Source organism: Frondihabitans sp. 762G35, assembly GCF_002074055.1.
Lineage (GTDB): Bacteria > Actinomycetota > Actinomycetes > Actinomycetales > Microbacteriaceae > Frondihabitans.
Window position 1 is genome coordinate 1,286,089 of the sequence record NZ_CP014619.1, and the last position, 23,287, is coordinate 1,309,375.

General features: G+C 72.0%; 23 protein-coding genes. 13 read left to right on the forward strand and 10 right to left on the reverse strand.

Annotation, left to right across the window (positions count from 1 at the left end; translation table 11 throughout):
• Positions 1-28: 28 nt before the first annotated feature.
• Both AS850_RS06225 and AS850_RS06230 read right to left on the reverse strand, forming a co-directional pair.
• Entirely contained in the window at positions 29-475 is a 447-nt protein-coding gene (locus AS850_RS06225) for an acyl-CoA thioesterase (protein ID WP_119868331.1), read from the reverse strand.
• A complete protein-coding gene (locus AS850_RS06230) occupies positions 472-1,113 on the reverse strand; it encodes a QsdR family transcriptional regulator (RefSeq protein ID WP_119868332.1) in 642 nt (213 codons plus the stop codon). The genes AS850_RS06225 and AS850_RS06230 overlap by 4 nt, the downstream gene beginning before the upstream one ends.
• 101 nt (positions 1,114-1,214) lie before the next feature.
• Here AS850_RS06230 and AS850_RS06235 point away from each other — a divergent pair, with 101 nt between their 5' ends.
• The 5 genes from AS850_RS06235 (at position 1,215) to AS850_RS06255 (ending at position 6,069) form a co-directional block, all read left to right on the forward strand.
• Positions 1,215-2,408, forward strand: coding sequence for an acyl-CoA dehydrogenase family protein (locus AS850_RS06235; protein WP_119868333.1), 1,194 nt, complete (start codon positions 1,215-1,217; stop codon positions 2,406-2,408).
• Positions 2,405-3,631 carry an acetyl-CoA C-acetyltransferase gene (locus AS850_RS06240; protein ID WP_119868334.1) on the forward strand — a complete coding sequence of 409 codons (1,227 nt, stop codon included), beginning with the start codon at positions 2,405-2,407 and terminating at the stop codon, positions 3,629-3,631. The genes AS850_RS06235 and AS850_RS06240 overlap by 4 nt, the downstream gene beginning before the upstream one ends.
• Positions 3,632-3,641: 10 nt before the next feature.
• Complete coding sequence (locus tag AS850_RS06245) at positions 3,642-4,742, forward strand: alcohol dehydrogenase catalytic domain-containing protein (protein ID WP_119870169.1); 1,101 nt, start codon at positions 3,642-3,644, stop codon at positions 4,740-4,742.
• A 113-nt stretch (positions 4,743-4,855) separates the two neighbouring features.
• The gene (fabG, locus tag AS850_RS06250; RefSeq protein WP_119868335.1) at positions 4,856-5,608 is read left to right on the forward strand and encodes a 3-oxoacyl-ACP reductase FabG; all 753 of its coding nucleotides are present in this window, start codon (positions 4,856-4,858) and stop codon (positions 5,606-5,608) included.
• Positions 5,605-6,069, forward strand: coding sequence for a MaoC family dehydratase (locus tag AS850_RS06255; RefSeq protein ID WP_119868336.1), 465 nt, complete (start codon positions 5,605-5,607; stop codon positions 6,067-6,069). Before fabG ends, AS850_RS06255 begins: the two co-directional genes overlap by 4 nt.
• A gap of 42 nt (positions 6,070-6,111) precedes the next feature.
• Here the strand turns inward: AS850_RS06255 and AS850_RS06260 are convergent, their stop codons facing one another.
• On the reverse strand, positions 6,112-8,199 hold the full coding sequence (locus AS850_RS06260; RefSeq protein ID WP_119868337.1) for a S9 family peptidase: 2,088 nt from the start codon (positions 8,197-8,199) through the stop codon (positions 6,112-6,114).
• Positions 8,200-8,303: 104 nt separating this feature from the next.
• Between AS850_RS06260 and AS850_RS06265 the strand changes: the two genes are divergently transcribed.
• A complete protein-coding gene (locus AS850_RS06265; protein WP_119870170.1) occupies positions 8,304-10,157 on the forward strand; it encodes a glycoside hydrolase family 2 protein in 1,854 nt (617 codons plus the stop codon).
• A 39-nt stretch (positions 10,158-10,196) separates the two neighbouring features.
• A complete protein-coding gene (locus AS850_RS06270) occupies positions 10,197-10,742 on the forward strand; it encodes an MOSC domain-containing protein (RefSeq protein ID WP_119868338.1) in 546 nt (181 codons plus the stop codon).
• A gap of 19 nt (positions 10,743-10,761) precedes the next feature.
• Here the strand turns inward: AS850_RS06270 and AS850_RS16475 are convergent, their stop codons facing one another.
• Genes AS850_RS16475 through AS850_RS06280 form a run of 3 tightly spaced genes read right to left on the reverse strand, consistent with a single transcriptional unit; the run spans position 10,762 to position 13,569 of the window.
• The gene (locus tag AS850_RS16475) at positions 10,762-10,914 is read right to left on the reverse strand and encodes a hypothetical protein (RefSeq protein ID WP_164088403.1); all 153 of its coding nucleotides are present in this window, start codon (positions 10,912-10,914) and stop codon (positions 10,762-10,764) included.
• Between the two features lie 5 nt (positions 10,915-10,919).
• Positions 10,920-11,933: an NADPH:quinone reductase gene (locus AS850_RS06275; protein WP_119868339.1), complete on the reverse strand. Its 1,014-nt coding sequence runs from the start codon at positions 11,931-11,933 to the stop codon at positions 10,920-10,922.
• A gap of 43 nt (positions 11,934-11,976) precedes the next feature.
• Entirely contained in the window at positions 11,977-13,569 is a 1,593-nt protein-coding gene (locus AS850_RS06280; protein ID WP_216819864.1) for a Na+/H+ antiporter, read from the reverse strand.
• Positions 13,570-13,675: 106 nt separating this feature from the next.
• Here AS850_RS06280 and AS850_RS06285 point away from each other — a divergent pair, with 106 nt between their 5' ends.
• On the forward strand, positions 13,676-14,479 hold the full coding sequence (locus AS850_RS06285) for an SDR family NAD(P)-dependent oxidoreductase (protein ID WP_119868341.1): 804 nt from the start codon (positions 13,676-13,678) through the stop codon (positions 14,477-14,479).
• 28 nt (positions 14,480-14,507) lie between these two features.
• On the opposite strand, the gene AS850_RS06290 is transcribed toward AS850_RS06285, so the two are convergent.
• Complete coding sequence (locus AS850_RS06290) at positions 14,508-15,011, reverse strand: MarR family winged helix-turn-helix transcriptional regulator (RefSeq protein ID WP_119868342.1); 504 nt, start codon at positions 15,009-15,011, stop codon at positions 14,508-14,510.
• Positions 15,012-15,085: 74 nt separating this feature from the next.
• Between AS850_RS06290 and AS850_RS06295 the strand changes: the two genes are divergently transcribed.
• A complete protein-coding gene (locus AS850_RS06295; RefSeq protein WP_119868343.1) occupies positions 15,086-15,502 on the forward strand; it encodes a hypothetical protein in 417 nt (138 codons plus the stop codon).
• 22 nt (positions 15,503-15,524) lie between these two features.
• Here AS850_RS06295 and AS850_RS06300 read toward each other — a convergent pair whose 3' ends face one another.
• A complete protein-coding gene (locus tag AS850_RS06300; protein ID WP_216819866.1) occupies positions 15,525-16,265 on the reverse strand; it encodes an HNH endonuclease family protein in 741 nt (246 codons plus the stop codon).
• 120 nt (positions 16,266-16,385) lie between these two features.
• Here AS850_RS06300 and AS850_RS06305 point away from each other — a divergent pair, with 120 nt between their 5' ends.
• Entirely contained in the window at positions 16,386-16,928 is a 543-nt protein-coding gene (locus tag AS850_RS06305) for a DUF2127 domain-containing protein (protein ID WP_119868344.1), read from the forward strand.
• A gap of 8 nt (positions 16,929-16,936) precedes the next feature.
• On the opposite strand, the gene AS850_RS06310 is transcribed toward AS850_RS06305, so the two are convergent.
• Positions 16,937-18,268 (reverse strand): MFS transporter, encoded by a 1,332-nt coding sequence (locus tag AS850_RS06310; RefSeq protein WP_236940851.1) that lies wholly within the window; start codon positions 18,266-18,268, stop codon positions 16,937-16,939.
• Between the two features lie 141 nt (positions 18,269-18,409).
• Here AS850_RS06310 and AS850_RS06315 point away from each other — a divergent pair, with 141 nt between their 5' ends.
• Genes AS850_RS06315 through AS850_RS06325 form a run of 3 tightly spaced genes read left to right on the forward strand, consistent with a single transcriptional unit; the run spans position 18,410 to position 22,007 of the window.
• Positions 18,410-19,267, forward strand: a complete 858-nt coding sequence (locus AS850_RS06315; protein WP_119868346.1) for a LysR substrate-binding domain-containing protein — start codon at positions 18,410-18,412, stop codon at positions 19,265-19,267.
• Positions 19,268-19,287: 20 nt separating this feature from the next.
• Complete coding sequence (locus AS850_RS06320; RefSeq protein ID WP_119868347.1) at positions 19,288-19,701, forward strand: DoxX family protein; 414 nt, start codon at positions 19,288-19,290, stop codon at positions 19,699-19,701.
• Between the two features lie 50 nt (positions 19,702-19,751).
• On the forward strand, positions 19,752-22,007 hold the full coding sequence (locus tag AS850_RS06325) for an alpha-galactosidase (RefSeq protein WP_236940852.1): 2,256 nt from the start codon (positions 19,752-19,754) through the stop codon (positions 22,005-22,007).
• A gap of 19 nt (positions 22,008-22,026) precedes the next feature.
• Here AS850_RS06325 and AS850_RS06330 read toward each other — a convergent pair whose 3' ends face one another.
• On the reverse strand, positions 22,027-23,238 hold the full coding sequence (locus AS850_RS06330; protein WP_119868348.1) for an ROK family transcriptional regulator: 1,212 nt from the start codon (positions 23,236-23,238) through the stop codon (positions 22,027-22,029).
• Between the last annotated feature and the right edge of the window lie 49 nt (positions 23,239-23,287).

Genomic DNA, 23,287 nt, shown 5'->3' on the forward strand with positions numbered 1-23,287 from the left:
GGGTGAGGCGCGGGCTGCGGCGCGCGCGTCAGGGCTGGGGGACCGCGAACTCGCTCTCGATGGCGATGCGGATGCCGGTCGGGATGGGGACGGTGCTCCTGCGGTCGGTGCGGTCGACGAAGACCGTGACGAACTCGCCGCGGGCGAGGTCCGTGCCGTCGGAGGCCCGCAGGATGCGCGGGGCCCAGACGACGCTGGTCGTCCCGATCCGGCTGACGGCCAGCTCGACGGCGATCTCCTCGGGGAAGCCCGCGGAGGCGAGGAACTGGCACGACGACGCCACGCACACGCCGATCGCGGGACCGGCGAGGGGGTCGAGCCCGGCCTCCTCGATCATCCACGTGTTGATGACCGTGTCCATGGCCTGGTAGTACACCGTGTTGTTGAGGTGGCCGTACATGTCGTTGTCGTTCCAGCGCGTGGGCACCGTGCGGCGGTAGGCCGGGACGCGGAAATCGGAGGTGTCGGTGGTCATGGCTCCCTCAGGACGTACTCGAAGGCGGCCCGGGCGCGCTCCGCGCTCGGCGTCTCGCCCGTGATCAGGTCGGCGTAGGTGAACGACTCGGAGATGCGGACGAGAAGGTAGGCGAGGTCGTGCACGGTGAGGGCGAAGTGCATCGTGCCCCTTCCGACCTCGATCTCGAGCATCGCCTCGACGGCGGCGAGGTAGCGCTGCTGGACCTGGGAGTCCTTCGTCGTCAGCAGGCGGAGCGCTCTGGCCGGCTCGCGCTTGAGGAAGCCCTGGAAGTAGGGCGCCTCGATCAGCGTCGCGACGAAATCGCCCAGGATGCCCGTGATCCGCGCCGCGCCCGTGAGCGTCGTCGCCCGCTCGATGCGCGTCAGCGTCGGCTCGGCGAGCGACCAGAGGACCTCGCTGAGGACCGCGTCGCGGTTGCCGAGCCAGCGGAAGAGCGACGTGCGGTCGATGCCCAGCGACGCGGCGAGGACGTTCGAGTCGACGCGTTCGCCGGCGAGGAAGGTTCGGCGCGCGAGGACGAACGCCCGGACGGTGTCGGGGTGGGTGCCCGCAGCCAGGCGCGACGCGAGCTCGGACGGCACCCGCGCTGTGGCGGTCGCCGCGCACGAGGCGGCGGGTGCGGTCTGCATCGACATGCCAGCACTCTACGTCTCAGGATTCTCCCTGTGCAACATTTTGGAAAACGATGCATGATGGAGGCATCGGTTGTCTCACATCGATCAATGGAGCTCAGAAAATGACCGTCAGCACCCACGTGAAGAATCTCTCTTCCGACTTCTACTTCGTCCAGGACTCCCTCACCGACCGGGAGAACGAGTCCATCCACGACCTCCGCGACTACTTCGACTCGGAGGTCGCCCCCATCGCCGACGACTACTGGGAGCGCGCCGAGTTCCCCATGCAGGTCATCAAGCCGATGGCCGCGCTGGGCGCCTACGGGCCGCTCTGGGAGGAGTCGCGCCTCTTCGAGAACAGCGCGCGCTACCGCGGCTGGGCCGCCCTCGAGTCCGGTCGCGTCGACGCCGGCGTCAGCACCTTCATCGGTGTGCAGTCCGGTCTCGCGATGGGGTCGATCGGCGTGGCCGGGAGCCCGGAGCAGCGGGCCGAGTGGCTGCCCAAGCTCGCGTCGGGTGACCTGATCGCCGCGTTCGGGCTCACGGAGCCCCTCTCCGGCTCCGACTCCTCGGGCGGCCTCAGCACCTCAGCGACCCGCAAGGGCGACACCTGGATCCTGAACGGCGCCAAGCGCTGGATCGGGAACGCCACGTTCGCCGACGTCGTCGTCATCTGGGCGCGCGACACCGCCGACGGCCAGGTCAAGGGCTTCCTCGTCACCCGCGACACCCCCGGCTTCGTCACCAGCAAGATCGAGCACAAGCAGGCGCTCCGCTCCGTGCAGAACGCCGACATCGTCCTCACCGACGTCGAGGTCCCGGAGGAGCGCCGGCTCCAGAACGCCAACTCGTTCAAGGACACCGCCCAGGTGCTCCGCCTCACCCGGGCCGACGTCGCCTGGCAGGCCGTGGGCAACTCTATCGGTGCCTACGAGGCCGCCGTCAAGTACACCCTCGAGCGCGAGCAGTTCGGCAAGAAGCTCTCCTCGTTCCAGCTCGTGCAGGACCTCCTCGCGCGCTGCCTCGGCAACATCTCCGCCAGCATCGCCCTGTGCATGCAGACGTCGCAGCTCCTCGACGAGGGGCGCCAGAGCGACGCCCACTCCGCCATGGCCAAGTCGTTCGCGACCAGCAGGATGCGCGAGACCGTCGCCTGGTCGCGCGAGGTGATGGGCGGCAACGGCATCGTCCTCGAGTACGGCGTCGCCCGCCGCTTCGCCGACGCGGAGGCCCTGTACTCCTACGAGGGCACCCGCGAGATGAACTCCCTCATCGTGGGCCGTGCCATCACCGGCAAGAGCGCGTTCGTCTCATGACCGAGGCCGTCATCGTCGCGACCGCCCGCACGCCGATCGGTCGCGCGTTCAAGGGATCCCTGCGCGAGATGCGCGCCGACGACCTCGCGTCGTTCATCGTCCGGGACGTCCTCGACCGGGTGCCGGAACTCGACCCGCGCGAGATCGGCGACCTGATGATGGGCTGCGGCATGCCCGGCGGCGAGCAGGGCATGAACATCGCCCGCATCGTGGCCGTCGCCCTCGGCTACGACTTCCTGCCGGGGACGACCGTCAACCGCTACTGCTCGTCGAGCCTGCAGACGACCCGCATGGCGTTCCACGCCATCAAGGCGGGGGAGGGCGACGCGTTCATCTCCGCCGGCGTCGAGTCGGTCTCGGGCGCGCGCCGCGGCTCCAGCGACTACATCCCCGGTGAGGACCTCACCAACCCGCTGTTCCACGACGCCGTCGCCCGCGCGGCGAAGCGCCAGGAGGGCGGCCAGGGGGTCTGGCGCGATCCCCGCGAGGACGGCGAACTCCCCGACCCCTACATCGCGATGGGCGAGACGGCCGAGAACGTCGCCGGGCTCATGGGCGTCACCCGGAGCGACCAGGACGAATTCGCGGCGCTCAGCCAGAACCGCGCCGAGCAGGCCATCGCCGACGGCTTCTGGGCCCGCGAGATCACGCCGATCACGCTGCCCGACGGGAGTGTCGTGTCGGTCGACGACGGGCCGCGGGCCGGAGTGACGGTCGAGACCCTCTCGTCGCTCAACCCCGTGTTCCGCCCCGACGGCACGATCACGGCCGGGAACGCCTGCCCGCTCAACGACGGTGCCGCCGCCGTCGTGATCATGAGCGACACGCGGGCCGCCGAGCTCGGACTCACCCCGCTGGCGCGAATCGTGTCGACGGGCGTCACCGGGCTCTCCCCCGAGATCATGGGTCTCGGCCCGGTCGAGGCCTCTCGTCAGGCGCTCGCTCGCGCCGGCATGACGATCGACGACATCGACCTGGTCGAGATCAACGAGGCGTTCGCCGCCCAGGTGATCCCGTCCGCGCGCGAGCTGGGTGTCTCCTACGACAAGCTCAACGTGCACGGGGGCGCGATCGCGGTCGGCCACCCGTTCGGCATGACCGGGGCGCGGATCACCGGGACGCTCCTCAACGGTCTCCGCACGAAGGACGCCCAGTTCGGCCTCGAGACGATGTGCGTCGGGGGCGGGCAGGGCATGGCGATGATCGTCGAGCGCCTCTCGTGAGGTGCCGTTCGTGAACGTCGAGGGGGTCGTCCTCGAGACGACGGAGGCCGAGCGGCCCTTCGCGTCCTCGCGACCGCTGACGCTCTTGACCCTCGAGCTCGATCCCCCCGGTCCCGGCGAGATCCTGGTCAGGATCGAGGCGGCGGGCGTCTGCCACAGCGATCTCTCGGTCGTGGACGGCAATCGCGTCCGACCGGTGCCGATGCTCCTCGGACACGAGGCCGCAGGCATCGTCGAGGAGCGGGGCCCCGGGGTCACTGCCCTCGACGTCGGCGACCGCGTCGTGATGACCTTCCTCCCGCGGTGCGGCCGGTGCGCCAACTGCCGCACCGACGGGCGCCTCCCGTGCTCCGTCGGCAGCGCGGCGAACAACGACGGCACCCTGGTCGGCGGCGGCGTACGCCTCCACCGCGACGGAGTCGACGTGAACCACCACCTCGGCGTCTCCGCGTTCGCGACGCACGCCGTGGTGAGCGAGACGAGCGTCGTCCGGGTCGATCCCGACGTGCCTCCTGCGGTCGCCGCCCTCCTCGGGTGCGCCGTGCTCACCGGTGGCGGCGCGGTCATCAATGCGGGGCGACCGCGCGAGGGCGACGACGTGCTCGTGGTCGGCCTCGGGGGAGTCGGGATGGCCGCCGTCCTCGTCGCCCGGGCGCTGGGGCACCGCGTCATCGGTGTGGACGCGCTCGAGAGCAAGCTCGCCGTCGCGCGCGAGATCGGCGCGGACGCCGTGCACACGCCGGACTCCGCACGCGAGGCGGGGGTGCGTGCGCCGCTCGTGATCGAGGCGGCCGGGCATCCTGCCGCCTTCGAGACGGCCCTCGACCTCACGGCCCTCGGCGGGACCACCGTCACCGTGGGGCTGCCCCGGCCGGACGCGCGCTCGTCGATCGCGCCGCTGACGCTCACCGCCGAGGCGCGCACGGTCGTCGGGAGCTACCTCGGCTCCTCCGTCCCCGCGCGCGACATCCCGATCTACGTCGATCTCTGGCGGCGGGGGCTCCTGCCGGTCGAGAAGCTCGTCTCCGCGCAGGTCGGGCTCGACTCCCTCAACGAGGCGATGGACGCGCTCGCCTCGGGCTCCGCTCTGCGGCAGCTCGTCGTCTTCTAACACCCCCGCTGCACCCTCGTGTTCGGCGTCCGCAGCGGTCCTAGGACCACCGCGGACGCCGAACGCGAGGGTGCGGCGAGCACGGGGTGAAGCACCCACACGAAAGGAACACCATGTCCCAGAAGGTCGCAATCGTCACCGGCGGAGGCCGCGGCATCGGCCGCGCCGTCGGCACCCGCCTGGCGGCCGACGGTTTCGCCGTCGCCCTCCTCGACCTCAACGAGCAGGATGCGTCGTCGACCGCCGCCGACCTCGAAGCCGCCGGCCACCGCGCGATCGGCGTCGGGGCCGACGTCGCGGACGAGGACGGCGTCGCGGCCGCGGTCGCGCGCGTCGTCGAGGAGCTCGGTGCTCCGACCGCGCTCGTGAACAACGCGGGAGTGCTCCGCGACAACCTCCTCTTCAAGATGAGCGTCGACGACTGGGACACGGTCCTCGACGTGCACCTCCGCGGGGCGTTCCTCATGAGCCGCGCCGTCCAGGCGCACATGGTGGAGGCCAAGTGGGGTCGCATCGTGAACCTGTCGTCCTCGTCGGCGCTGGGGAACCGCGGCCAGGCGAACTACTCGGCCGCCAAGGCGGGGATGCAGGGCTTCACGAAGACCCTCGCGATCGAGCTCGGCCCGTTCGGGGTCACCGCGAACGCGATCGCCCCGGGGCTCATCCAGACGGCCATGACCGAGGCGACGGCGGCGCGGCTCAAGGTGCCGTTCGAGACCTTCCTCGAGGAGGCGGCGAAGCAGATCCCCGTGCGTCGCATCGGACAGCCGGAGGACATCGCGGCGCTCGCGTCGTTCTTCTGCTCGGAGGAGTCCGGCTTCGTCTCCGGACAGACGGTGTACGTCGCTGGCGGGCCGCTCGCGTGACCGCCGTCGTCTTCGCGTCGCCCGCCGATCTCGCGGACGCCGTCGGCACGGCCCTCGGGCCGTCGTCCTGGATCGAGATCGACCAGGAGCGCATCACGGCGTTCGCGGAGGCGACGAACGACCGGCAGTGGATCCACGTCGATCCGGAGCGCGCGGCCGTCGGCCCCTTCGGCGCGACGATCGCTCACGGGTTCTTGACGCTGTCGCTGGTGTCGTCGATGGTGATGGAGCTGCTCGACGTGCAGAACACCTCGGCGGTCGTCAACTACGGCGCCGATCGCCTCCGCTTCGTCAAGCCGGTCGTCGTCGGCAGCCGCGTGCGTGCCGTCGGCGAGATCACCGGCGTCGACTCCGGCGCCTCCGGCGTCAAGCTGGCCTACCGGCTGACCGTCGAGATCGAGGGATCGGACAAGCCGGCGCTCGTGCTCGACGCGCTGACCCTGTTCGTGCCCCAGACGTAGTCGACCGGGGCCCGCACGCGACGCGCGCGGGCCCCGGCGGCGTCAGCCGAGGAGGCGCGGGCGCTTCCAGTCGGCTCCGTGCACGTGCTCGTCGAGGAACGCGAATACGGTCTCGTACCAGAGCACGGCGTGCTGCGGCTTGAGCACCCAGTGATTCTCGTCGGGGAACAGCAGGAACCGGTGCACCGTCGACCCGTCGTCGGCGGCGTGGTGCTCCGCGAGCTCCGACCAGAGGCGCAGGCTCTCGCCGATCGGTACCCGGTAGTCGCGGTCGCCGTGGATGACGAGCATCGGCGTGACGATGTCGCGCACGGCGAGGTGCGGGGAGTTCTCGCGCATCCCCTCCTCGGAGAAGATGCTCTGCCAGTACCAGGACGAGTCGGTGGTGCCGGCGAACTGGTCGAGGGCCCACAGGCTCGCGTGCGACACGATCGCGCGGAAGCGGTCGGTGTGTCCGGCGACCCAGTTCGCCATGTACCCGCCGAAGGAGCCACCCATCGCGGCGGTCTTCGTCTCGTCGATGTCGTCGCGGCGGACGACCTCGTCGGTGATCGCCAGCAGGTCGGTGAACGGCGCCTTGCCCCAGGCGTTCCAGCCGCGGGCGATGAAGTCGAGCCCGTAGCCGGTCGAGAGCGCCGGGTCGGGCAGCAGCACCGCGTACCCGCGCGCGACCGCGAGGTTCGGGTTCCAGCGCCAGCTCCACGCGTTCCAACTGCCGAGCGGACCGCCGTGGATCCAGAGCAGCAGGGGCGCAGGATGCTCGGGGTCGGCCCCCTCGGGAAGCAGCAGCCAGCCGTGCACCCGCGCGCCGTCCTCCGCCGTCGCCTCGACCTCGGTGATCGTGCCCGGCGTCTCCGGCAGGGCGACGGGCGAGGCGAGCTCGACAACGACGCCGTCCCGGTCGAGGCGGACGGCGTGCGACGGCCTCGTCCACGAGCTGCGGAGCGCGACGAGGTCGCCGGTGTGCTCGTCGACGGCGACGTCGGTGTACGCGAACTCGTCGTCGGTCAGGAGCTCGACGGGCGACCCGTCGAGCGGGATGCGGAAGATCGGGCCGCGGCCGTCGTGGTCGGCCGTCGCGACGAGGGCGTCGTCGCCGAGGTCGAAGAGGAGCGTGGACGCCCAGTGATCCCAGTCGGCGGCGATCCGGCGGACGCCGCTGCCGTCGATCGCGGCGACGCGGATCTCGATGTCGAGGGGCCCGTCGGGCGTCGAGCGCGGCTCCGCCTGGAACGCGATCGTCGTGCCGTCGTGGCTGATGACGGGGCCGGAGAGATCCACGCCGGGCTCGTCGACGAGCACCGTGAGGCGACCGGTCGCCACGTCGATGGAGGCGATCACCGAGCGCGTCGTCCGCTGCTCGGGGAGCTTGACCGCGGCGATCAGCTTCGACCCGTCGGGGGTCAGCGCCTGACCCTCGGTGTCGGCGAGCACGCCGGGGTGCGAGGTGAGATCGACCGGGCGGGGGAGCTCCGCGGGGTAGGGGGTCGCGGCGTCGTCGCCGCCGGTCTTCTCGCCGGGGGCCGTCGACCCGACCTCGAGTGTCTCGGCGAGGTCGGTCAGGTCGAGGGCGAGCAGGTGCGCCTCCTCCGGGCCGAGATCGTGATCCCAGTAGCGGACCGGGTAGCGCTCGTGCAGGACCGCGGCGATCTTCTTGTCGGTGCGCTCCTTCCGGAGCGTCGCCTCGCTCTCGAGCGTGTCGGCGCCGGGCAGGAGCTGCGTGGCCAGGACGACCACGTCGCGACCCGTGGCCGACGCGGCGATGCCGCCCGCGCCTCCTGCGAGCCGCGTCACGGCCCGGGCCTCGCCGCCCTCGGCGGGAAGGAGCCACAGCTGCGCGCTCTCGGCGTCGTCGCCGGCGCCGGCGTCGGGGCGGCCCGACACGAACAGGATGTCGCCCGAGGCGGTGAACGCCGCGCCGGCCTCGCCCTTGGCGCTGCGCGTCAGGCGCGTCGCGCGGCCGGAGCCGTCGGCCGGCGCCGACCAGAGGGCCCGCGTGTACGAGGTGCGCGCCCGGTCGAGGGTCGCCACCGTCAGCACGACGCTCTGCCCGTCGGGCGAGAGAGTCAGGCTTTCGACGCGGGGGAGCGCGATGTAGTCGTCGAGGTCGTGGAACGGAGTGTCTGCCATGCGTCCACGTTAGGCCGTGCCCCCGACGTCCGGTCGGGTGGCGGGCCCCGCTTACATCGTTGTAGCGTGGAGCGTCAGCCCGCAGACCTCGAGGACGAGTGCTCATGACCACTGCCATCACCCCGCCCCGGCCGGAGTACCCGCGCCCCCAGTTCACCCGCGAACGGTGGCTGAACCTCAACGGGCGGTGGCAGTTCGAGTTCGATCCGGGCGACTCCGGTCTCGAGCGCGGGCTCGTCGACCGTCCCCTGGCGGGCGAGATCACGGTGCCGTTCGCGCCGGAGTCGACGCTCTCGGGGATCGGCGACACCGACTTCCACGAGGCCGTCTGGTACCGGCGCGCGGTGACCGTCCCCGGCGACTGGGCGGGAGACCGGATCCTGCTGCACTTCGGCGCCGTCGACCACGACGCGACCGTCTGGGTCGAAGGCCGGGAGGTCGGGCGGCACCGCGGCGGGTTCACGAGCTTCACCGTCGACCTGGGTGACGACGTGCCCGCCGGCGACGAGGTTGTGATCGTCGTGCGCGCCCGCGACTCCAAGCACGGCCCGCAGGCGCGCGGCAAGCAGTCGACCGAGTACGCGAACCACGACGCCGACTACACGCGGACGACCGGCATCTGGCAGACGGTGTGGCTGGAGCCCGTCCCCCGGGTCTCGCTGGGGCGGCCGCGCATCACGCCCGACCTCGGCTCGCGGTCTTTCACCGTCGAGACACCGCTGTCGACCGGCCTTCGGGGCGGGGCCGTCCGCGTGACGATCGCCGACGACGACGGCGACATCGACGCGCAGGAGGCCCGGGCCGATCTCTCGCTGACCCCCCGCGTGACCCTGCGGCTGCCCGAGGGCCGCACGCGCCCGTGGTCGATCGACGATCCGCACCTCTACAGCCTCCGCCTCGACCTCCTCGGCCCCGACGGGGACGTCGTCGACCGGGCCGAGAGCTACGCGGGCCTCCGGAGCGTCGGGATCGTTGGGCAGGAGGTCCGGATCAACGGCGAGACGGTGTTCCAGCGTCTCGTGCTCGACCAGGGGCTCTACCCCGGCGGGCTCCTCACGGCGCCGAGCGACGCCGATCTCGTCCGCGACATCGAGCTCTCGATGCGAGCCGGCTTCAACGGGGCGAGACTCCACCAGAAGGTCTTCGAGGAGCGGTTCCTCTACCACGCGGACCGCCTCGGTTATCTCGTGTGGGGCGAGTTCGGCGACTGGGGCTGCCTCACGGGAGGGCACCCGGACGACCGGCAGCAGCCGACCGCCTCGTACGTCACCCAGTGGCTGGAGGCTCTGGAGCGCGACTACTCGCACCCGGCGATCGTCGGCTGGTGCCCGCTCAACGAGACGCGGCAGTTTCTGGCCGACCGCATCACGGTCCTCGACGACGTCATGCGAGGCATGTTCCTCGCGACGAAGGCCATGGACACGACCCGGCCCGTCCTGGACACGTCGGGCTACTCGCACCGCGTCCCGGAGACCGACGTCTACGACTCGCACAACTACGACCAGAACGTCGTGACGTTCCGGCAGACCCTCGGGATCCTCGATCCGGCGTCGAAGACGGCCTACGTCAACACGGAGGACGACGGCGACCTGCAGGTCGACGACGCCCGCCCGTGGTCGCTGCCGTACGCCGGGCAGCCCTACTTCTGCAGCGAGTTCGGCGGCATCTGGTGGAACCCGTCGCCGGACGCGCCCTCGCAGAGCGGCACGACGTCGTGGGGGTACGGCGAGAGGGTGCGGTCGGTCGAGGAGTTCCACGACCGGTTCGAGGGGCTCGTCCAGGCCCTTCTCGACAACGAGCACATGTTCGGCTACTGCTACACCCAGCTCACCGACGTGTTCCAGGAGCAGAACGGCGTGTACGCGTTCGATCGCTCGGACAAGTTCGACGTCTCCCGGGTCCGAGCGGTCCAGACCCGGGCGGCGGCGATCGAGGAGGCGTCCCGAGCTCTCCGCTAGGGTCTCGCGCGGGGGACCCGGATGCGGCAGGGTGGGGTCATGACGAGCGCGACAGTGGTGGCCGTGAGCCGGGACGGGAAGCACCGATTCAGCAAGCCGGAGGTGCCGAGCATCCTGCTCCGCGAGGGTTGGGGAATCGAGGGGGATGCGCACGCCGGCGTCACGGTGCAGCACCGCTCGCGCCTGCGGCGCGATCCGGACGCGCCGAACCTCCGCCAGGTCCACCTGATCCACGCGGAGCTCCTCGACGAGGTCGAGGCGGCCGGCTTCCCCGTCGAGCCAGGACAGCTCGGCGAGAACGTCACCACGCGCGGGATCGACCTCCTCGGGCTCGCGACCGACACGCTCCTGCGGATCGGACCGGAGGCCGTCGTCCGTGTCACCGGCCTCCGCAACCCGTGCGTGCAGATCGACGGCTTCGAGGCCGGGCTGCTCAAGCAGCTCGTGGGCCGCGACGAGACCGGGGCCGTCGTCAGGAAGGGCGGGGTCATGAGCGTCGTCGTCGCGGGTGGCGCGATCACGCCGGGCGATGCGATCGTCGTCGAACCGCCCGAGGGCGACCCGCGCCCGCTCCTGCCGGTGTGACGGGAGACGTGCCGAGGGGTCAGCGCCCCTCGCGCGGGTCCTTCCGCCGGGGCGGCTCGTAGGAGTCGCCGCCGGCCGCCCGGTTCACCGAGGAGAGGCCGGCCGTGATCGCCGTCGCGATGGCGACGACGACGGTGCCGAGGACGCGCCAGGCGCCGGATCCCTGAGCCACGGTGCCTACTCGGCCACGTCGACGAGGACCTTGCCGACGACGGCGTCCTCCACGGCCTGGTGCGCCTTCGCCGTGTCGGCCAGGGCGAACCGGTGCAGCGGGAGGCCGAACTCGGCTCCCACCGGCAGCGCGCCGTCGATGAGCGCCGCCGTCACGTCCTCCGCCGCGGCGCGGAGAGCGTCGGCACCGACGGTGTAGAGCAGCACGAACTGGTAGCGGATGTTCTTGGACATGTTCGGGCGGATGTCGAGGGAGGCCTCGTCGCCGCCGTCGTTCGCGTACATGGCGACGACGGCGTTCGGGGCGGCGACGGCCGCGTCGAGGGCGGCGTTCTTCGGGATCGAGACCTCGACGATGATGTCGACGCCGTCCGGCGCGATGCGCCCGATGACCTCGGCCGCGTCCTCCGTGCGGTAGTTGACGACGTGGTGCGCACCCGCGCGGGTGGCGAGGTCGGCCTTCTCGTCGCTCGAGATCGTGGAGATCACGGTCGCGCCCGCCCAGCGCGCGAGCTGGATCGCGGCGTGCCCCACGGCTCCTGCGCCGCCCTGGACCAGGACGACCCGGCCCTCGAGCGCCCCGGGCGAGAGTCGGGTCGGGCCGAACTCGTGCACGGTGAGAGCGCGGTGCGCCGTCATCGCGGGAACGCCCATCGAGGCGCCGACGTCGTGGCTCGCGGAGGCGGGGAGCTTCACGACGTGCTCGGCGAGGACATTCGTGAATTCCTGGGCCGTTCCGGTCGGGCGCTGGTAGGCGGAGATGAAGGTCCAGACGCGGTCGCCGACCTCGAAGCCCGTCACGCCGTCGCCGACCGCGTCGACGACGCCCGAGCCGTCCTGGTTCGGGGTCACCTCGGGGAAGGCGAGGTCGCCCCCGCTGCGAGACTTCCAGTCGGTGGGGTTGACCCCGGAGACGACGATGCGCACGCGCATCTCGCCCGCCGCGGGCTCCGTCACCTCGCGTTCGACCAGTTCGAGGACGTCGGGGGAGCCGGTGTGCGTGTAGACGATCGATCTCATGTCACCAGTCAACGCCCCCGGAGCCGTACTTCTTCCCGGTGGCTCAGTCGTCGTCCTCGACCTCGGCGAGCCGCAGCTCCTCGACGTCGAGGCGGGCCTGGTAGCGGCGGAGGACGGTGTCGTCGATCCGACGCTCGTCGCGGAGCTTGACGACGGTCTCGCGCTTCACGCCGAGGAGGGCCAGCCGGAGCCGTTCCTCCTGGTCGACCTGCTCCTCCTCCGCGTCGTCGTCGGCCTCGGAGTTCTCCTCGTCGCGGTCCAGCCGCTCGAGGCGCTCGCGGTACGAGGCGCGGACCACCTCCTTGGCCTTTTCGGAGGTCTCGAGCCCTCTCGCCACCTCGTCCAGCTCGTCGAGGGCCGTCTCGAGGGCGGACCGCTCGGCCAGCACGAACTCGTCCGCCTCGGTCGGATCCGGAGGCAGATCCGCGAAGCGGATCACGGCGGGCAGGGTGCTCCCCTGCACGATGAGGGTGACCAGGATGACGGCGAAGGTCGACGCGATGATGAGGTCGCGCATCGGGAACGGGTCGCCGTTCGCCGTCTCCGCCGGGAGCGAGAGCGCCGCCGCCAGGGAGACCGCGCCGCGGAACCCGGCCCAGGCGATCGGGGTGCGCTGGCGCCAGTGGATCCGTCGGGCGCGCTGGGCGGGCCGGCGGTCGAGGAGTCGGATGACGACGGGGGCGACGTTCACCCAGAAGATGCGCGTGAGGACGACGGCCACGACGAGGAGGGCCGCGAGCAGCGCTGCGGGCCCGAGGCGCCCCCCGGCGAGGTCGGTGACCACGCGGTGGAACTCCAGCCCGAGCAGCACGAAGAGCGAGCCGTTGAGGAGTTGGACGGCGACCTCCCAGAAGCCGAAGCCCTGGATCCTGCCCCGCGCGGAGATGACCTTCGGGCCGCCCTGGCTCAGAACGAGCCCGCAGGTGACGACGGCCACGACGCCGGAGACGCCGAGCGCCTCGGCGGGCAGGTAGGCGAGGAACGGGGTCAGGACGCTGAAGACGCTCTCGAGGCGCTCGTCGTGGAGGAACCGGCGGAGGAACACGACGGCCAGGCCGACGGCCAGGCCGATGGCGATCCCGACGCCGTAGGAGGCGACGAACTGCAGCGCGGCGGGGCCGAAGGTCACGTCGGTGCCCGAGGTCGCGGCGGCCACCGCGACGGCGAACAGCGTGAGCGCCGTGCCGTCGTTCACGAGGCTCTCGGTGTGCAGGATCGTCATGGTGCGTCGCGGGAGGTCGTGCGCGACCGCCGTCACGGCCGTCGCGTCGGTCGGGGCGAGGATCGCGCCGAGGGCGATCGCCACGGCCCACGGCATGCCGAAGGCGTGTCCGACGACGGCCACCACGGCCGCGGTCGCGAAGACGAGCACCGTCGCCAGCAACGTGATGCTGCGGAGGTTCGCCCGGATCTCGCGCAGCGAGGTGTTCAGCGACTCCCAGTAGAGGAGCGCCGGCAGGAACAGCAGGAGCACGATCTCCGGGGGGAGCTGCACGCCGCCGAGGCCGGGGACGAAGCCGAGGGCTCCGCCGAGCAGCAGGAGCACGATCGGCGTCGCGACGCGGGTCTTCTCGCCGATCCAGCCACCGACGAGGATCGTCGCCCCGAGGACGACGAGGAGCTCGAGAACCTGCACGGTGCGCTCCTCTCCGTCGCTCCGGCCGAGCGGCATCCGAACTGTACTCGGTTCCGCCCTCCGCTCCGAACCCGGATCCTGCCGGGGAGACGCCTAGGGTGGAGCGATGAACCACGACCACGTCGCCCTCGTCACCGGGGCCAACCACGGTATCGGCGCCGCCCTCGCCGAGCGTCTCGCCGCGGACGGACTCGCCGTCCTCCTGACCTTCTGGAGCTTCGAGGAGCCCGCGGACGAGGGCACCCCCGAACGTCAGCGCGAGAACCACCGCTCGGACGCCTCCGCCGTCGTGGAGCGCATCCGTGCGGCCGGTGGGCGCGCCGTCGCCGTGCGGGCCGACCTCACTGACGCCTCCGTGATCCCCGCGCTCTTCGATCGGGCGGAGCAGGAGTTCGGCCCCGTCGACGTCCTCGTGAACAACGCGACCGCGTCGCTGAGCGACACGTTCCGGCCCGTCGAGCGCGACTGGGCGGGCCGCACCCTGGGGCCCGTCACGGCCGAGACCTTCGACCGGCAGTTCGGCGTCGACGCCCGCGCGGGGGCACTGCTGATCGCCGAGTTCGCGGGGCGCCTGCAGCGTCGCGGCGGCTCCTGGGGCCGGATCCTCGGCCTCACCTCGGGCGGCGAGCGCGGATTCCCGCAGGAGGTGTCGTACGGGGCGGCGAAGGCGGCGCTGGTCAACTACCTGATGTCGGCGAGCCTCGAGCTGAGTCGCTTCGGCGTCACCGCGAACGCGATCCACCCGCCCGTCACCGACACCGGCTGGGTGACCGACGACGTGCGCGCGTCGGTCGCGACGAACGACGCGTTCTTCAGCGTCGCCGAGCCCGACGAGGTCGCCGATCTCGCGTCGTTCCTCGTGTCGGACGCGGGGCGTCGCGTGACCGGCAACGTCATCCGCATGGGCTGACTCGGCGTGGCGGCGCGCACGCGCGTCGTCAGGAGGCGGCGGTGCCCGGAGGAGGGGTGTTCGCGAAGAGCCGCGACTCCGGGTCGAGCCGAGCCAGGAGCGCCGCGCTGATGTCGTCGAGCTGCGCCACCTGCTCCTGCGTCAGCACGTCGATCACGGCGCCGCGCACGTTCTCGACGTGGCCGGGTGCCGCGTGTACGACCTTCCGCCAGCCCGCGTCGGTCAGCGTCGCGTTCGTCGCGCGGCGATCCTCGACGCACGGCGAGCGTTCCACGAAGCCCTGGCCCTCCAAGCGCGACACCACGCGCGAGAGCCGGGGGAGCGTCGCGTTCGTGCGCGAGGCCAGGTGCGTCATGCGGAGCGTCCGCCCGGGCGTCTCGGAGAGCATCGCGAGGACGAAGTACTCGAAGTGGGTGATCCCCTCGTCGCGGTCGAGCTGCGAATCGAGCACGCCCGGGAGGAGCTCGAGGACGGCGGCGAACCGCACCCACGCCCGCCGCTCGTCGTCGGTGAGCCAGCGCGTGTCGTCCATCCCCCGAGTCTAGCGATTGGTTGTCGATACAACCGATGGGCCGACGGCTCCGCGGGCGCGCCTACGCTCGGACAATGGAGAACCGGTTCCGGATCGACGGCCACGACCTGGAGGTCGATGCGCGCCGCTCCGTCGTGAACGTCGACGTCGACGGCGTCCTCGACGCCACGATCGCGGCCCGCAGGATCCCCGGCGAGGTCTCGCACTGGGCCACCGTCGCCCCTCGGCTCCACTTCGCCCGCGTTCCGCTGCGTTTCGACGGCGAACGCCTGGGCGCCACCGTCGACCAGGAGTTCCTCGACTCGCTGCTCCTGGAGGACGGCGGCGTGACCTTCGCCCTCAGCTCGCGTTTCGACGCCTTCGGCACGCTCACGAGCCACGCCGGCGACCGGATCCGCTTCACGGGGCGGGTCGAGACCCCGTGGTCGGACGAGCCGTGGCGGCTCGACGTCGCCTGCGGATTCGGTGGTCGGCGGCGCGCGGAGATCTGACGGGGTCGGCGTCCCGGTCGCGTCACGGGCAGCCGGAGAGGACGCGCAGCAGCGCGCCGCGCTCCGACGCCGTGACCCAGAGCCGGTACTTCGCCTTGACCCGGATCTGGCGGGTGACGTAGGCGCAGCGGTAGCCGGCGTCCGCGGGGAGCCAGGCCGAGGCATCCTGCGAGCCCTTGTCGTCGTTGGAGGCGCCGTCGACCGCGAGGAGTTCGAGCGGATCGTTGGCGAAGGCGACCCGCTGCTCCGGGGAGAGGTTCTGGGCGCCCGTCCGCCAGGCGTCGCTCAGGGCGACGACGTGGTCGATCTGGACGAGCTCGGACGTCCGCGGCCCCTTGACGAAGGAGATCCGGGCACCGCTGTAGGGCGACGTCAGAAGCCCGGACAGGACCTTGCACGTCGACGACCGCCTCACGCCGGAGAGGTCGCGGGCGAGCACGTCGTTGCGGGTGTCGCAGCCGTTGCGGTCGACGTCGATCCACGCGTCGCCGAAGTCGGCGGTCCGGTCGTAGCGCGCGCCCGTCGCCCACGGGCGCACGGCGAGGCCGCCGAGGAGCGTGCGCGCGGCGGCCGCGTCGACGGACGCCGGCGCCGGGGGAGCGCCGGACGCCTCGGCCGTCGGTGCCGCCGCGCTGGACGTCGCCGTGCCCGCGGAGCCCGGATCGACGGATGCGCCGCGCCCCGACGCCACGAACAGCGCCACGGCGACGGCCACGACGACGAGGGTGCCGAGGGCGGCGCCCCGTCCGCGTCGGCGCGTCACCGGAGGCCCTTCCCGGGAGTCGGCTGCGAGTCGGAGGGCATCCCTCCATTCTGGGGCGTTCCTGGGTCGCGGGCGATCAGCGTGGGCGGCAAGCCTCCTCGACCCGCGGAACGGAGCACCATGGCCCCCGAGTCAGCGACCCGCACCCCGACCCCGCTCGACCGGGTCTTCCTCTGGTTCGTCGTGATCAAGGGGGTGGACGGGCTCCTCGAGCTCGTCGGCGGGACCGCGCTCCTCGTGATCGGCCCCGGCGCCCTCGGGACGCTCGCGCGCTGGGCCCTCGGGCAGGTGCTCGCCGCCGATCCCGACAACGCTCTGGCGGAGTCGCTCCGGCCGGGCGTCGCGCACCTCACGGCCGCGACGACGGTCTTCGCGGGGGTGTACCTGCTGATCCACGGCGTCGTGAAGGTCGTGCTCTGGTGGGCGGTCGCCCGCCACCGCTACGGCCTCTACCCGTGGATGATCGCCGTGCTCTGCATCTTCATCGGCTACCAGGTCTACGAGCTCGCGGCCTCGTGGTCGTGGGCCCTCGCCGCCCTGACGGTGTTCGACGTGGTGATCGTGTGGCTGACGGTGATCGAGTACCGGCGGCACCGGCATCCTGCCCGGGTCGTCGACGGGGCGGACGAGCGTTCGCACCGCGACCAGGAGCTCGTCGGCTGAGACGCCCCTCAGGCGGCGAGCCGGTGCTCGATCCGCAGGAGCGGCACGTGGTGCTTCATCACGACGTGCAGGGTGAGCTGACCGCGCCGCGCGAGGGCGATCCCCGCGACGAGCGCCGCGAGCGCGGGAAGGCCGCCGGAGACGACCATGCCCGCCTGCACGCCGAAGGTCGACACGATGCCGCCCATGAGCGGCCCGCCGATGGCCTGACCGCCCAGCAGCACCAGGATGTAGAGCGACATGACGCGACCGCGGATCGCGATGTTGCTCGACATCTGCACGAGCGAGTTGGCGGCCGTCAGGAACAGCAGCGACGCGACTCCGACGGCGACGAGGAGAACCGCGAAGGGAACGATCGAGGGCATCAGCCCGGCCGTCGCCTGCAGGAGCCCCGTGGCCCCCACGGCGACGACGATGGTACGGAGCCGCACGGTGGCGCGCCGGGTCGACAGGAGCGCGCCCGCGAGCGCGCCCACCGCGATCATCGAGTTGAAGAGGCCGTAGCCGCCCGCGCCGACGTGGAAGACGCGGTCGGCGTAGGACGCGAGCAGCACGGGCATGGTGAGGCCGAACACGGCGAAGACGGCGACGAGGAAGACCGGCCAGACGATGGTCGGCTTGCCGATCGCGTAGCGGAGGCCCTCCCGGAGCTGCCCCGTGGCGCGGGGCGGCGGGGCGAGCCTCGTCATCTGCGAGGTCCGCAGGAGCCCCAGCATCACCACCACGAGCACGCACGCCACCCCGTTCACGGCGAACGCCCACCCGGCTCCGACCGCCAGGAGGAGCACTCCCGCGATGGCCGGACCGATCATCCCGCCGAGCTGGAACACGGAGGAGTTGATGCTGATCGCGTTGCGGAGGTTCTTCTGCCCGACGAGCTCGGTCACGATGACCTGCCGGGCGGGGTTGTCGATCACGGTGACGAGGCCCGTGACGAAGGCGATCGCCCAGACCATCCACGCCTCGACGTTGCCGGTCAGGGTGAGGGCGGCGAGCCCCAGGCTCAGCACGGCGAAGGTCGACTGCGTGATCATCATCAGGAGGCGCTTGGAGAACCGGTCGACGATGACGCCGCCGAAGAGGCCCAGGAAGAGCATCGGCGCGAACTGCATGGCGACGGTGATGCCGACCGCGGTGGCGCTGCCGGTGAGCTCGAGGACGAGCCAGTCCTGCGCGACGCGCTGCATCCAGCCCGCCGTCATCGCCACGAGGTTGCCCGCGGTCCAGATCCGGAAGTTGGGGACGGCCAGGGCGATGAAGGTGTGTCGCCAGGGCGGTCGCTGGGTCGTGATCGTCAGGGGTTCGGTGGGTGGGAAGGCGGTCGACGTCGACGAGGTCACGCGGGGATCCTGAGGTTGGAGAGGGAAGTCATCTGACTCCACCGTAAAGTGAGCGCTTCCATTTGGTTCCCGAATGGGCATAATCAGTGCTATTGGTTTTCGTGATGAGCGGGCCGCGGCCGGCGCAGAACAGAGGTGGCGATGTACGACCCGGTGCTCCTGCGGACCTTCCTCGTCGTGGCCGAGACGCACAGCTTCACGCAGTCGGCGCTCCGCCTCGGGATCAGCCAGCCGACCGTGAGTCAGCACGTGTCGAAGCTGGAGAAGGCCGCCGGTCGGACGCTCGTCGCGCGCGACACCCGCGAGGTCGCCCTGACCGACAACGGCGACGCCATGGCCGGCTTCGCGCGGACGATCCTCGCGGCGCACTCCGCGGCGGAGAGCTACTTCTCCGGGTCGGCGATGGCCGGTCGGCTGAGGTTCGGGGCCGCGGACGACCTCGCGATCACGCAGCTCCCGCGCATCCTGCGCCACTTCCGGCAGCTCTACCCGCAGATCAACCTCGAGCTCACGATCAACCAGTCGACGCCGCTCCGTCGGCGGCTCGCCTCCGGCCACCTCGATCTCATCTTCGTGAAGCAGAACGCGGGCGAATACGACGACGGCACCCGGGTCGCGGGCGACACGATGGTGTGGATGGCGCAGGAGCGGATGCGGCTCGAGCGCGACGAACCCGTCCCCCTCATCACCTATCAGGCACCGAGCCTGAGTCGCCAACTCGCGATCGACGCGCTCGAGAAGGCGGGGCGCACCTGGCGCATCACCTGCAACACGCGCGACGTCAACGGGATCCTCGCGGCCGTGCGCGCGGGGATCGGGGTCGCCGTCTTCCCGTACTCGCTCATTCCGAACGACCTCGTCAAGGTGTCGGTCCGCTTCGAGCTGCCCGAACTCGGCGCGGTCGACTACGTCCTCGTCGCGAACCCGGCGTCGGCCCGCGAGCCGGTCGAGGCGCTCACGAGCGCGATCATGAGCCGGGGCGTCAGCCGGGCGGAGTGACGAGGCGGCAGGATGGAGGGATGACCACGGCTTCGAAGCAGACCCTGACCCTCGTCGGAATGACCTCGGCGCTCGCGCTGTCCGGAACGCTCCACCTCGTGCGGCCCCGGACCTTCGACGGCATCGTGCCGAGCATCCTGCCGGGTCGTGCCCGGACCTGGACCCTGCTCTCCGGCGTCGCCGAACTCGTCACCGCCGGTGCGCTCGCCGTCCCCGCGACGCGACGGCTCGGCGGGGGACTCGCCGCGGCGCTCTTCGTCGCCGTCTTCCCCGCGAACGTCGAGATGGCGAGGAAGTACGTCCGCAGCTCGCGGACCAGCCCCGTGTCCAAGGCGATCGCGGTCGTCCGGCTGCCGCTGCAGATCCCCCTCGTCACCACCGCCCTCGCCATCCGGCGCGCAGCCGGGGTGGCCGGGCGCCCGGAGAACCGCTAGCGTTCCTTTCTGTACAAAAGTAATTCGTTGACGACCACGATGGAGTTCCCGTGACGAACCACGACCAGCCCCTGGGCGCCGCCCCCTCGACCGCGGTCGGAGACGCCCCCGACGCCTTCGTGCACCTGGAGGCGGCTGGCGTCGGCGTGGTCCTCGACCTCACCGCCGGTCGGCTCCCGGCCGTCATCCACTGGGGGCGGGCCCTCGGAGCCCTGAGCCTCGACGATCTCCGGTCGCTGACGACGGCCAACGTCGAGCCGCTGGCGGGCAACGTCGTCGACGAGCCCGTGCGGCTCGCGATCCTGCCCGAGCACCACGAGGGCTGGGTCGGCAAGCCCGGCGTCGCCGGCCACCGCGACGGCGCCGACTGGTCGCCGAAGTTCGTCGTCTCGCGCATCGACCTCGTCCGCGACGACGCGGCCGAGGGTGAGACCGTGATCGACGCCGGATCCGCGACCCGCGTCCTCGACGCCGGCCCGGCGCTCCTCACCGTCACGGCCCACGACGCTTCGGCCGCGCTCTCGCTGCGCCTCGAGATCGAGCTGCTGGCGAGCGGCCTCCTCCGCGCCCGCGCCGCCCTCACCAACGAGGGCGACGACCTCTACACCGTGACGGACGTCGCCGTGGCCCTGCCGGTCCCGCCGCAGGCCCGCGAGATCCTCGACTTCGCCGGCCGCTGGGGCAAGGAGCGGACACCGCAGCGACGCGAACTCGTCGTCGGCATCCACGAGCGCGAAGGGCGCAAGGGCCGCACCGGCGCCGACGCCGCGACGGTCCTCAGCGTCGGCCGCCCCGGCTTCGGCTTCGAGTCGGGCGAGGTGTGGGGCGTGCACGTCGCCTGGAGCGGCAACCACCGCCACTACGCCGAGCGGCTCTTCACCGGGTTCCAGGTGATCGGCGGCGGCGAGCTGATCCTGCCGGGCGAGGTCCGCCTCGCCGCGGGGGAGGAGTACCGCGGGCCCTGGGTCTACGGCGCCTACGGCGACGGCCTCGACGAGCAGGCGCACCGGTTCCACCGGTTCCTGCGGGCTCGCCCCGGGCATCCTGCGCGCCCCCGCCCCGTGACGCTCAACGTCTGGGAGGCGGTCTACTTCGACCACGACCTCGACCGGCTCCTCGACCTCGCGGAGCGCGCGGCGGCCCTCGGCGTCGAACGGTACGTGCTCGACGACGGCTGGTTCCGCGGGCGACGCGACGACTTCGCCGGTCTCGGCGACTGGTACGTCGACGAGGACATCTGGCCCGACGGCCTCTCGCCGCTCATCGACCGCGTCACCGCGCTCGGCATGGAGTTCGGCCTCTGGTTCGAGCCGGAGATGGTGAACGAGGACAGCGACCTCGCGCGCGCCCACCCCGAGTGGATCATGCAGACCGGCGACCGGCTGCCGGTGCGGAGCCGCCACCAGCAGGTGCTGAACCTGGGGATCCCCGCGGCGTTCGCCCACGTCCTCGAGCGCATGTCGGCGATCCTGACGGAGAACGACATCGCCTACATCAAGTGGGATCACAACCGCGACCTGATCGACGCGGGCACCGCCCCGCGCGGCGCGGCCGGCGTGCACGAGCAGACGCTCGCCACCTACCGCCTGATGGACGAGCTGAAGGCGCGATTCCCCGGTCTCGAGATCGAGTCGTGCTCCTCCGGTGGAGGGCGCGTCGACCTCGGGATCATCGCGCGCACCGACCGCGTCTGGGTGAGCGACTGCATCGACCCGCTCGACCGCCAGCAGATGAACCGCTGGACCATGCAGCTCCTGCCGCCCGAGCTCCTCGGCTCGCACATCGCCTCCGGCGTGAACCACACGACGGGACGCTGGCACGAGCTGTCGTTCCGGGCCGGGACGGCGCTCTTCGGCCACCTCGGCATCGAGTGGGACCTCGCGAAGGCCACCGACCGGGAGAACCGCGACCTCGTCGACTGGATCGTGCTCTACAAGGAGCAGCGCCGCCTCCTGCACACCGGCGACCTCGTGCGCGCCGACGAGACCGACCCCACCCTCCTCGTCTACGGGGCGGTGGCCGGCGACCGGCGCGAGGCCCTGTTCTTCCTCGCCTACGTCGGCCGCTCCGAGGTGTCGCCGCGCGGACGCTTCACCCTGCCGGGACTCGACCCGGAGACTCGCTACCGCGTCGCCCCCGTCGTCGTCGGCGAGCCCGACTCCGGTATCGGGGTCGTCCCGCCGGCCTGGTGGGGCGCGGATCGGTCGGGTGTCGTCCTCAGCGGCCGGGCGCTGGCCGCGGCGGGCCTCCAGGCACCCGCGTCGTTCCCGGAGCGCGTCGTCGTCCTCCGGGTGACCGCCGAGTAGAGCGGCCGCGTCGCGACCGTCAGCGCGAGAGCGCGTGCTGGCGGATCGCGACGGCCGCGGCTCCGCGCGCCCACGCCGTGAACCGGAACGGCTGCACGACGATCGCGGGAGTCGGCGTCGCCCAGTGGGTGGCCCTCCGCAGGGCGTCGTCGAGGGCCGTGGCGCCCACCGTGCCGAGGGCGGCGCACTCGCCGGAGAGCAGCACGACCTCGGGATCGAACACGTTCACCACGTCGGCCAGCAGGATCCCCAGCGCCGACGCCGCCCCGTCGACGACGCGCCTCGCCTCGCCGTCGCCCGCCCCCGCGAGCCCGAGCAGCTCGTCGAAGCCGACTTCGCGTCCCAGCGCCGCTCGGGCCCGCGCGAGGACGGCGCCCTCGGAGAGGGCACCGCGGGCGCAGCCGCGATGGCCGAGCTCGCACGGGGCGTCGGCCGCCGCGGCGGCCGTCGCGGCACCCGTGGCGGCACCCGTGGCCGCGCCCGCGGCGTCGTCGACCCGCCCGAGTCGCTGGTGGCCGATGCTCCCCGCGGACGAGTGCGCCCCCGCGATGATCGCGTCGTTCGCCACGAGCCCGAGACCGATGCCGGCGCCGACCGTGACGAGCGCGAAGGAGCGGTGGCCGCGCCCCGCACCGAACCAGTGCTCGGCCTGCGTCAGGGCGCGCACGTCGTTCTCGACCCACGAGGGCAGGCCCGTCGCGTCGCTCACGAGGCGGCCGAGCGGCACGTCGGTCCAGTCGAGGAACGCCGCGCGGCGGACGTGCTCGCGATCGACGGTGGAGCCGCCGAGCGCGATGCCGGTGGCGCGGATTCGCGGGTCGTCCGCGGCGAGCCGGGTCGCGGCTCCTGCGATCTGCTCGACGACCGAGGCGACGCCCCGCCCGAGCAGCTCCTCGTCGTGCTCGCGGAGGATCGCTCCGCGCTGGTCGGTGACGACGGCGAAGAGCCGGTCGCGGGTCAGCTTGACACCGAGGAAGTGGTGCTTGCCGGGGTCGAGATCGAGGGGGACGGCGGGTCGGCCGAGACCCGCGGAGCCGGTGGAGGGCGCCTCCACGAGGAGTCCGGAGTCGATCAGCGGCTTCGTGATGCGGGTCAGGCTCGGCCCGGAGAGCGAGAGCCGGGCGGCCAGCTCGCTGCGGGAGAGCGGCCCGTGCACGAGGACCTCGAGCACGACGGCCTGCGCGCTGCCCACGAGGGGCTCCCGGGCGGGAGTCGACGGGGCATCGGGCATCCTGCAACCCTACCGATCGGCTTAAGCTGGATGCCTCCCCCCTGGCTCT

Excerpts from the sequence above, each read along its gene's own strand:
- AS850_RS06260 (WP_119868337.1), bottom strand. The coding sequence starts at position 8,199 with ATGGCAGACACTCCGTTCCACGACCTCGACGACTACATCGCGCTCCCC.
- AS850_RS06270 (WP_119868338.1), top strand. The coding sequence starts at position 10,197 with ATGACGAGCGCGACAGTGGTGGCCGTGAGCCGGGACGGGAAGCACCGA.
- AS850_RS06225 (WP_119868331.1), bottom strand. The coding sequence starts at position 475 with ATGACCACCGACACCTCCGATTTCCGCGTCCCGGCCTACCGCCGCACG.
- fabG (WP_119868335.1), top strand. The coding sequence starts at position 4,856 with ATGTCCCAGAAGGTCGCAATCGTCACCGGCGGAGGCCGCGGCATCGGC.
- AS850_RS06295 (WP_119868343.1), top strand. The coding sequence starts at position 15,086 with ATGGAGAACCGGTTCCGGATCGACGGCCACGACCTGGAGGTCGATGCG.
- AS850_RS06265 (WP_119870170.1), top strand. The coding sequence starts at position 8,304 with ATGACCACTGCCATCACCCCGCCCCGGCCGGAGTACCCGCGCCCCCAG.
- AS850_RS06230 (WP_119868332.1), bottom strand. The coding sequence starts at position 1,113 with ATGTCGATGCAGACCGCACCCGCCGCCTCGTGCGCGGCGACCGCCACA.
- AS850_RS06315 (WP_119868346.1), top strand. The coding sequence starts at position 18,410 with ATGTACGACCCGGTGCTCCTGCGGACCTTCCTCGTCGTGGCCGAGACG.
- AS850_RS06285 (WP_119868341.1), top strand. The coding sequence starts at position 13,676 with ATGAACCACGACCACGTCGCCCTCGTCACCGGGGCCAACCACGGTATC.
- AS850_RS06305 (WP_119868344.1), top strand. The coding sequence starts at position 16,386 with ATGGCCCCCGAGTCAGCGACCCGCACCCCGACCCCGCTCGACCGGGTC.
- AS850_RS06320 (WP_119868347.1), top strand. The coding sequence starts at position 19,288 with ATGACCACGGCTTCGAAGCAGACCCTGACCCTCGTCGGAATGACCTCG.
- AS850_RS06275 (WP_119868339.1), bottom strand. The coding sequence starts at position 11,933 with ATGAGATCGATCGTCTACACGCACACCGGCTCCCCCGACGTCCTCGAA.
- AS850_RS06330 (WP_119868348.1), bottom strand. The coding sequence starts at position 23,238 with ATGCCCGATGCCCCGTCGACTCCCGCCCGGGAGCCCCTCGTGGGCAGC.
- AS850_RS06290 (WP_119868342.1), bottom strand. The coding sequence starts at position 15,011 with ATGGACGACACGCGCTGGCTCACCGACGACGAGCGGCGGGCGTGGGTG.
- AS850_RS06240 (WP_119868334.1), top strand. The coding sequence starts at position 2,405 with ATGACCGAGGCCGTCATCGTCGCGACCGCCCGCACGCCGATCGGTCGC.
- AS850_RS06235 (WP_119868333.1), top strand. The coding sequence starts at position 1,215 with ATGACCGTCAGCACCCACGTGAAGAATCTCTCTTCCGACTTCTACTTC.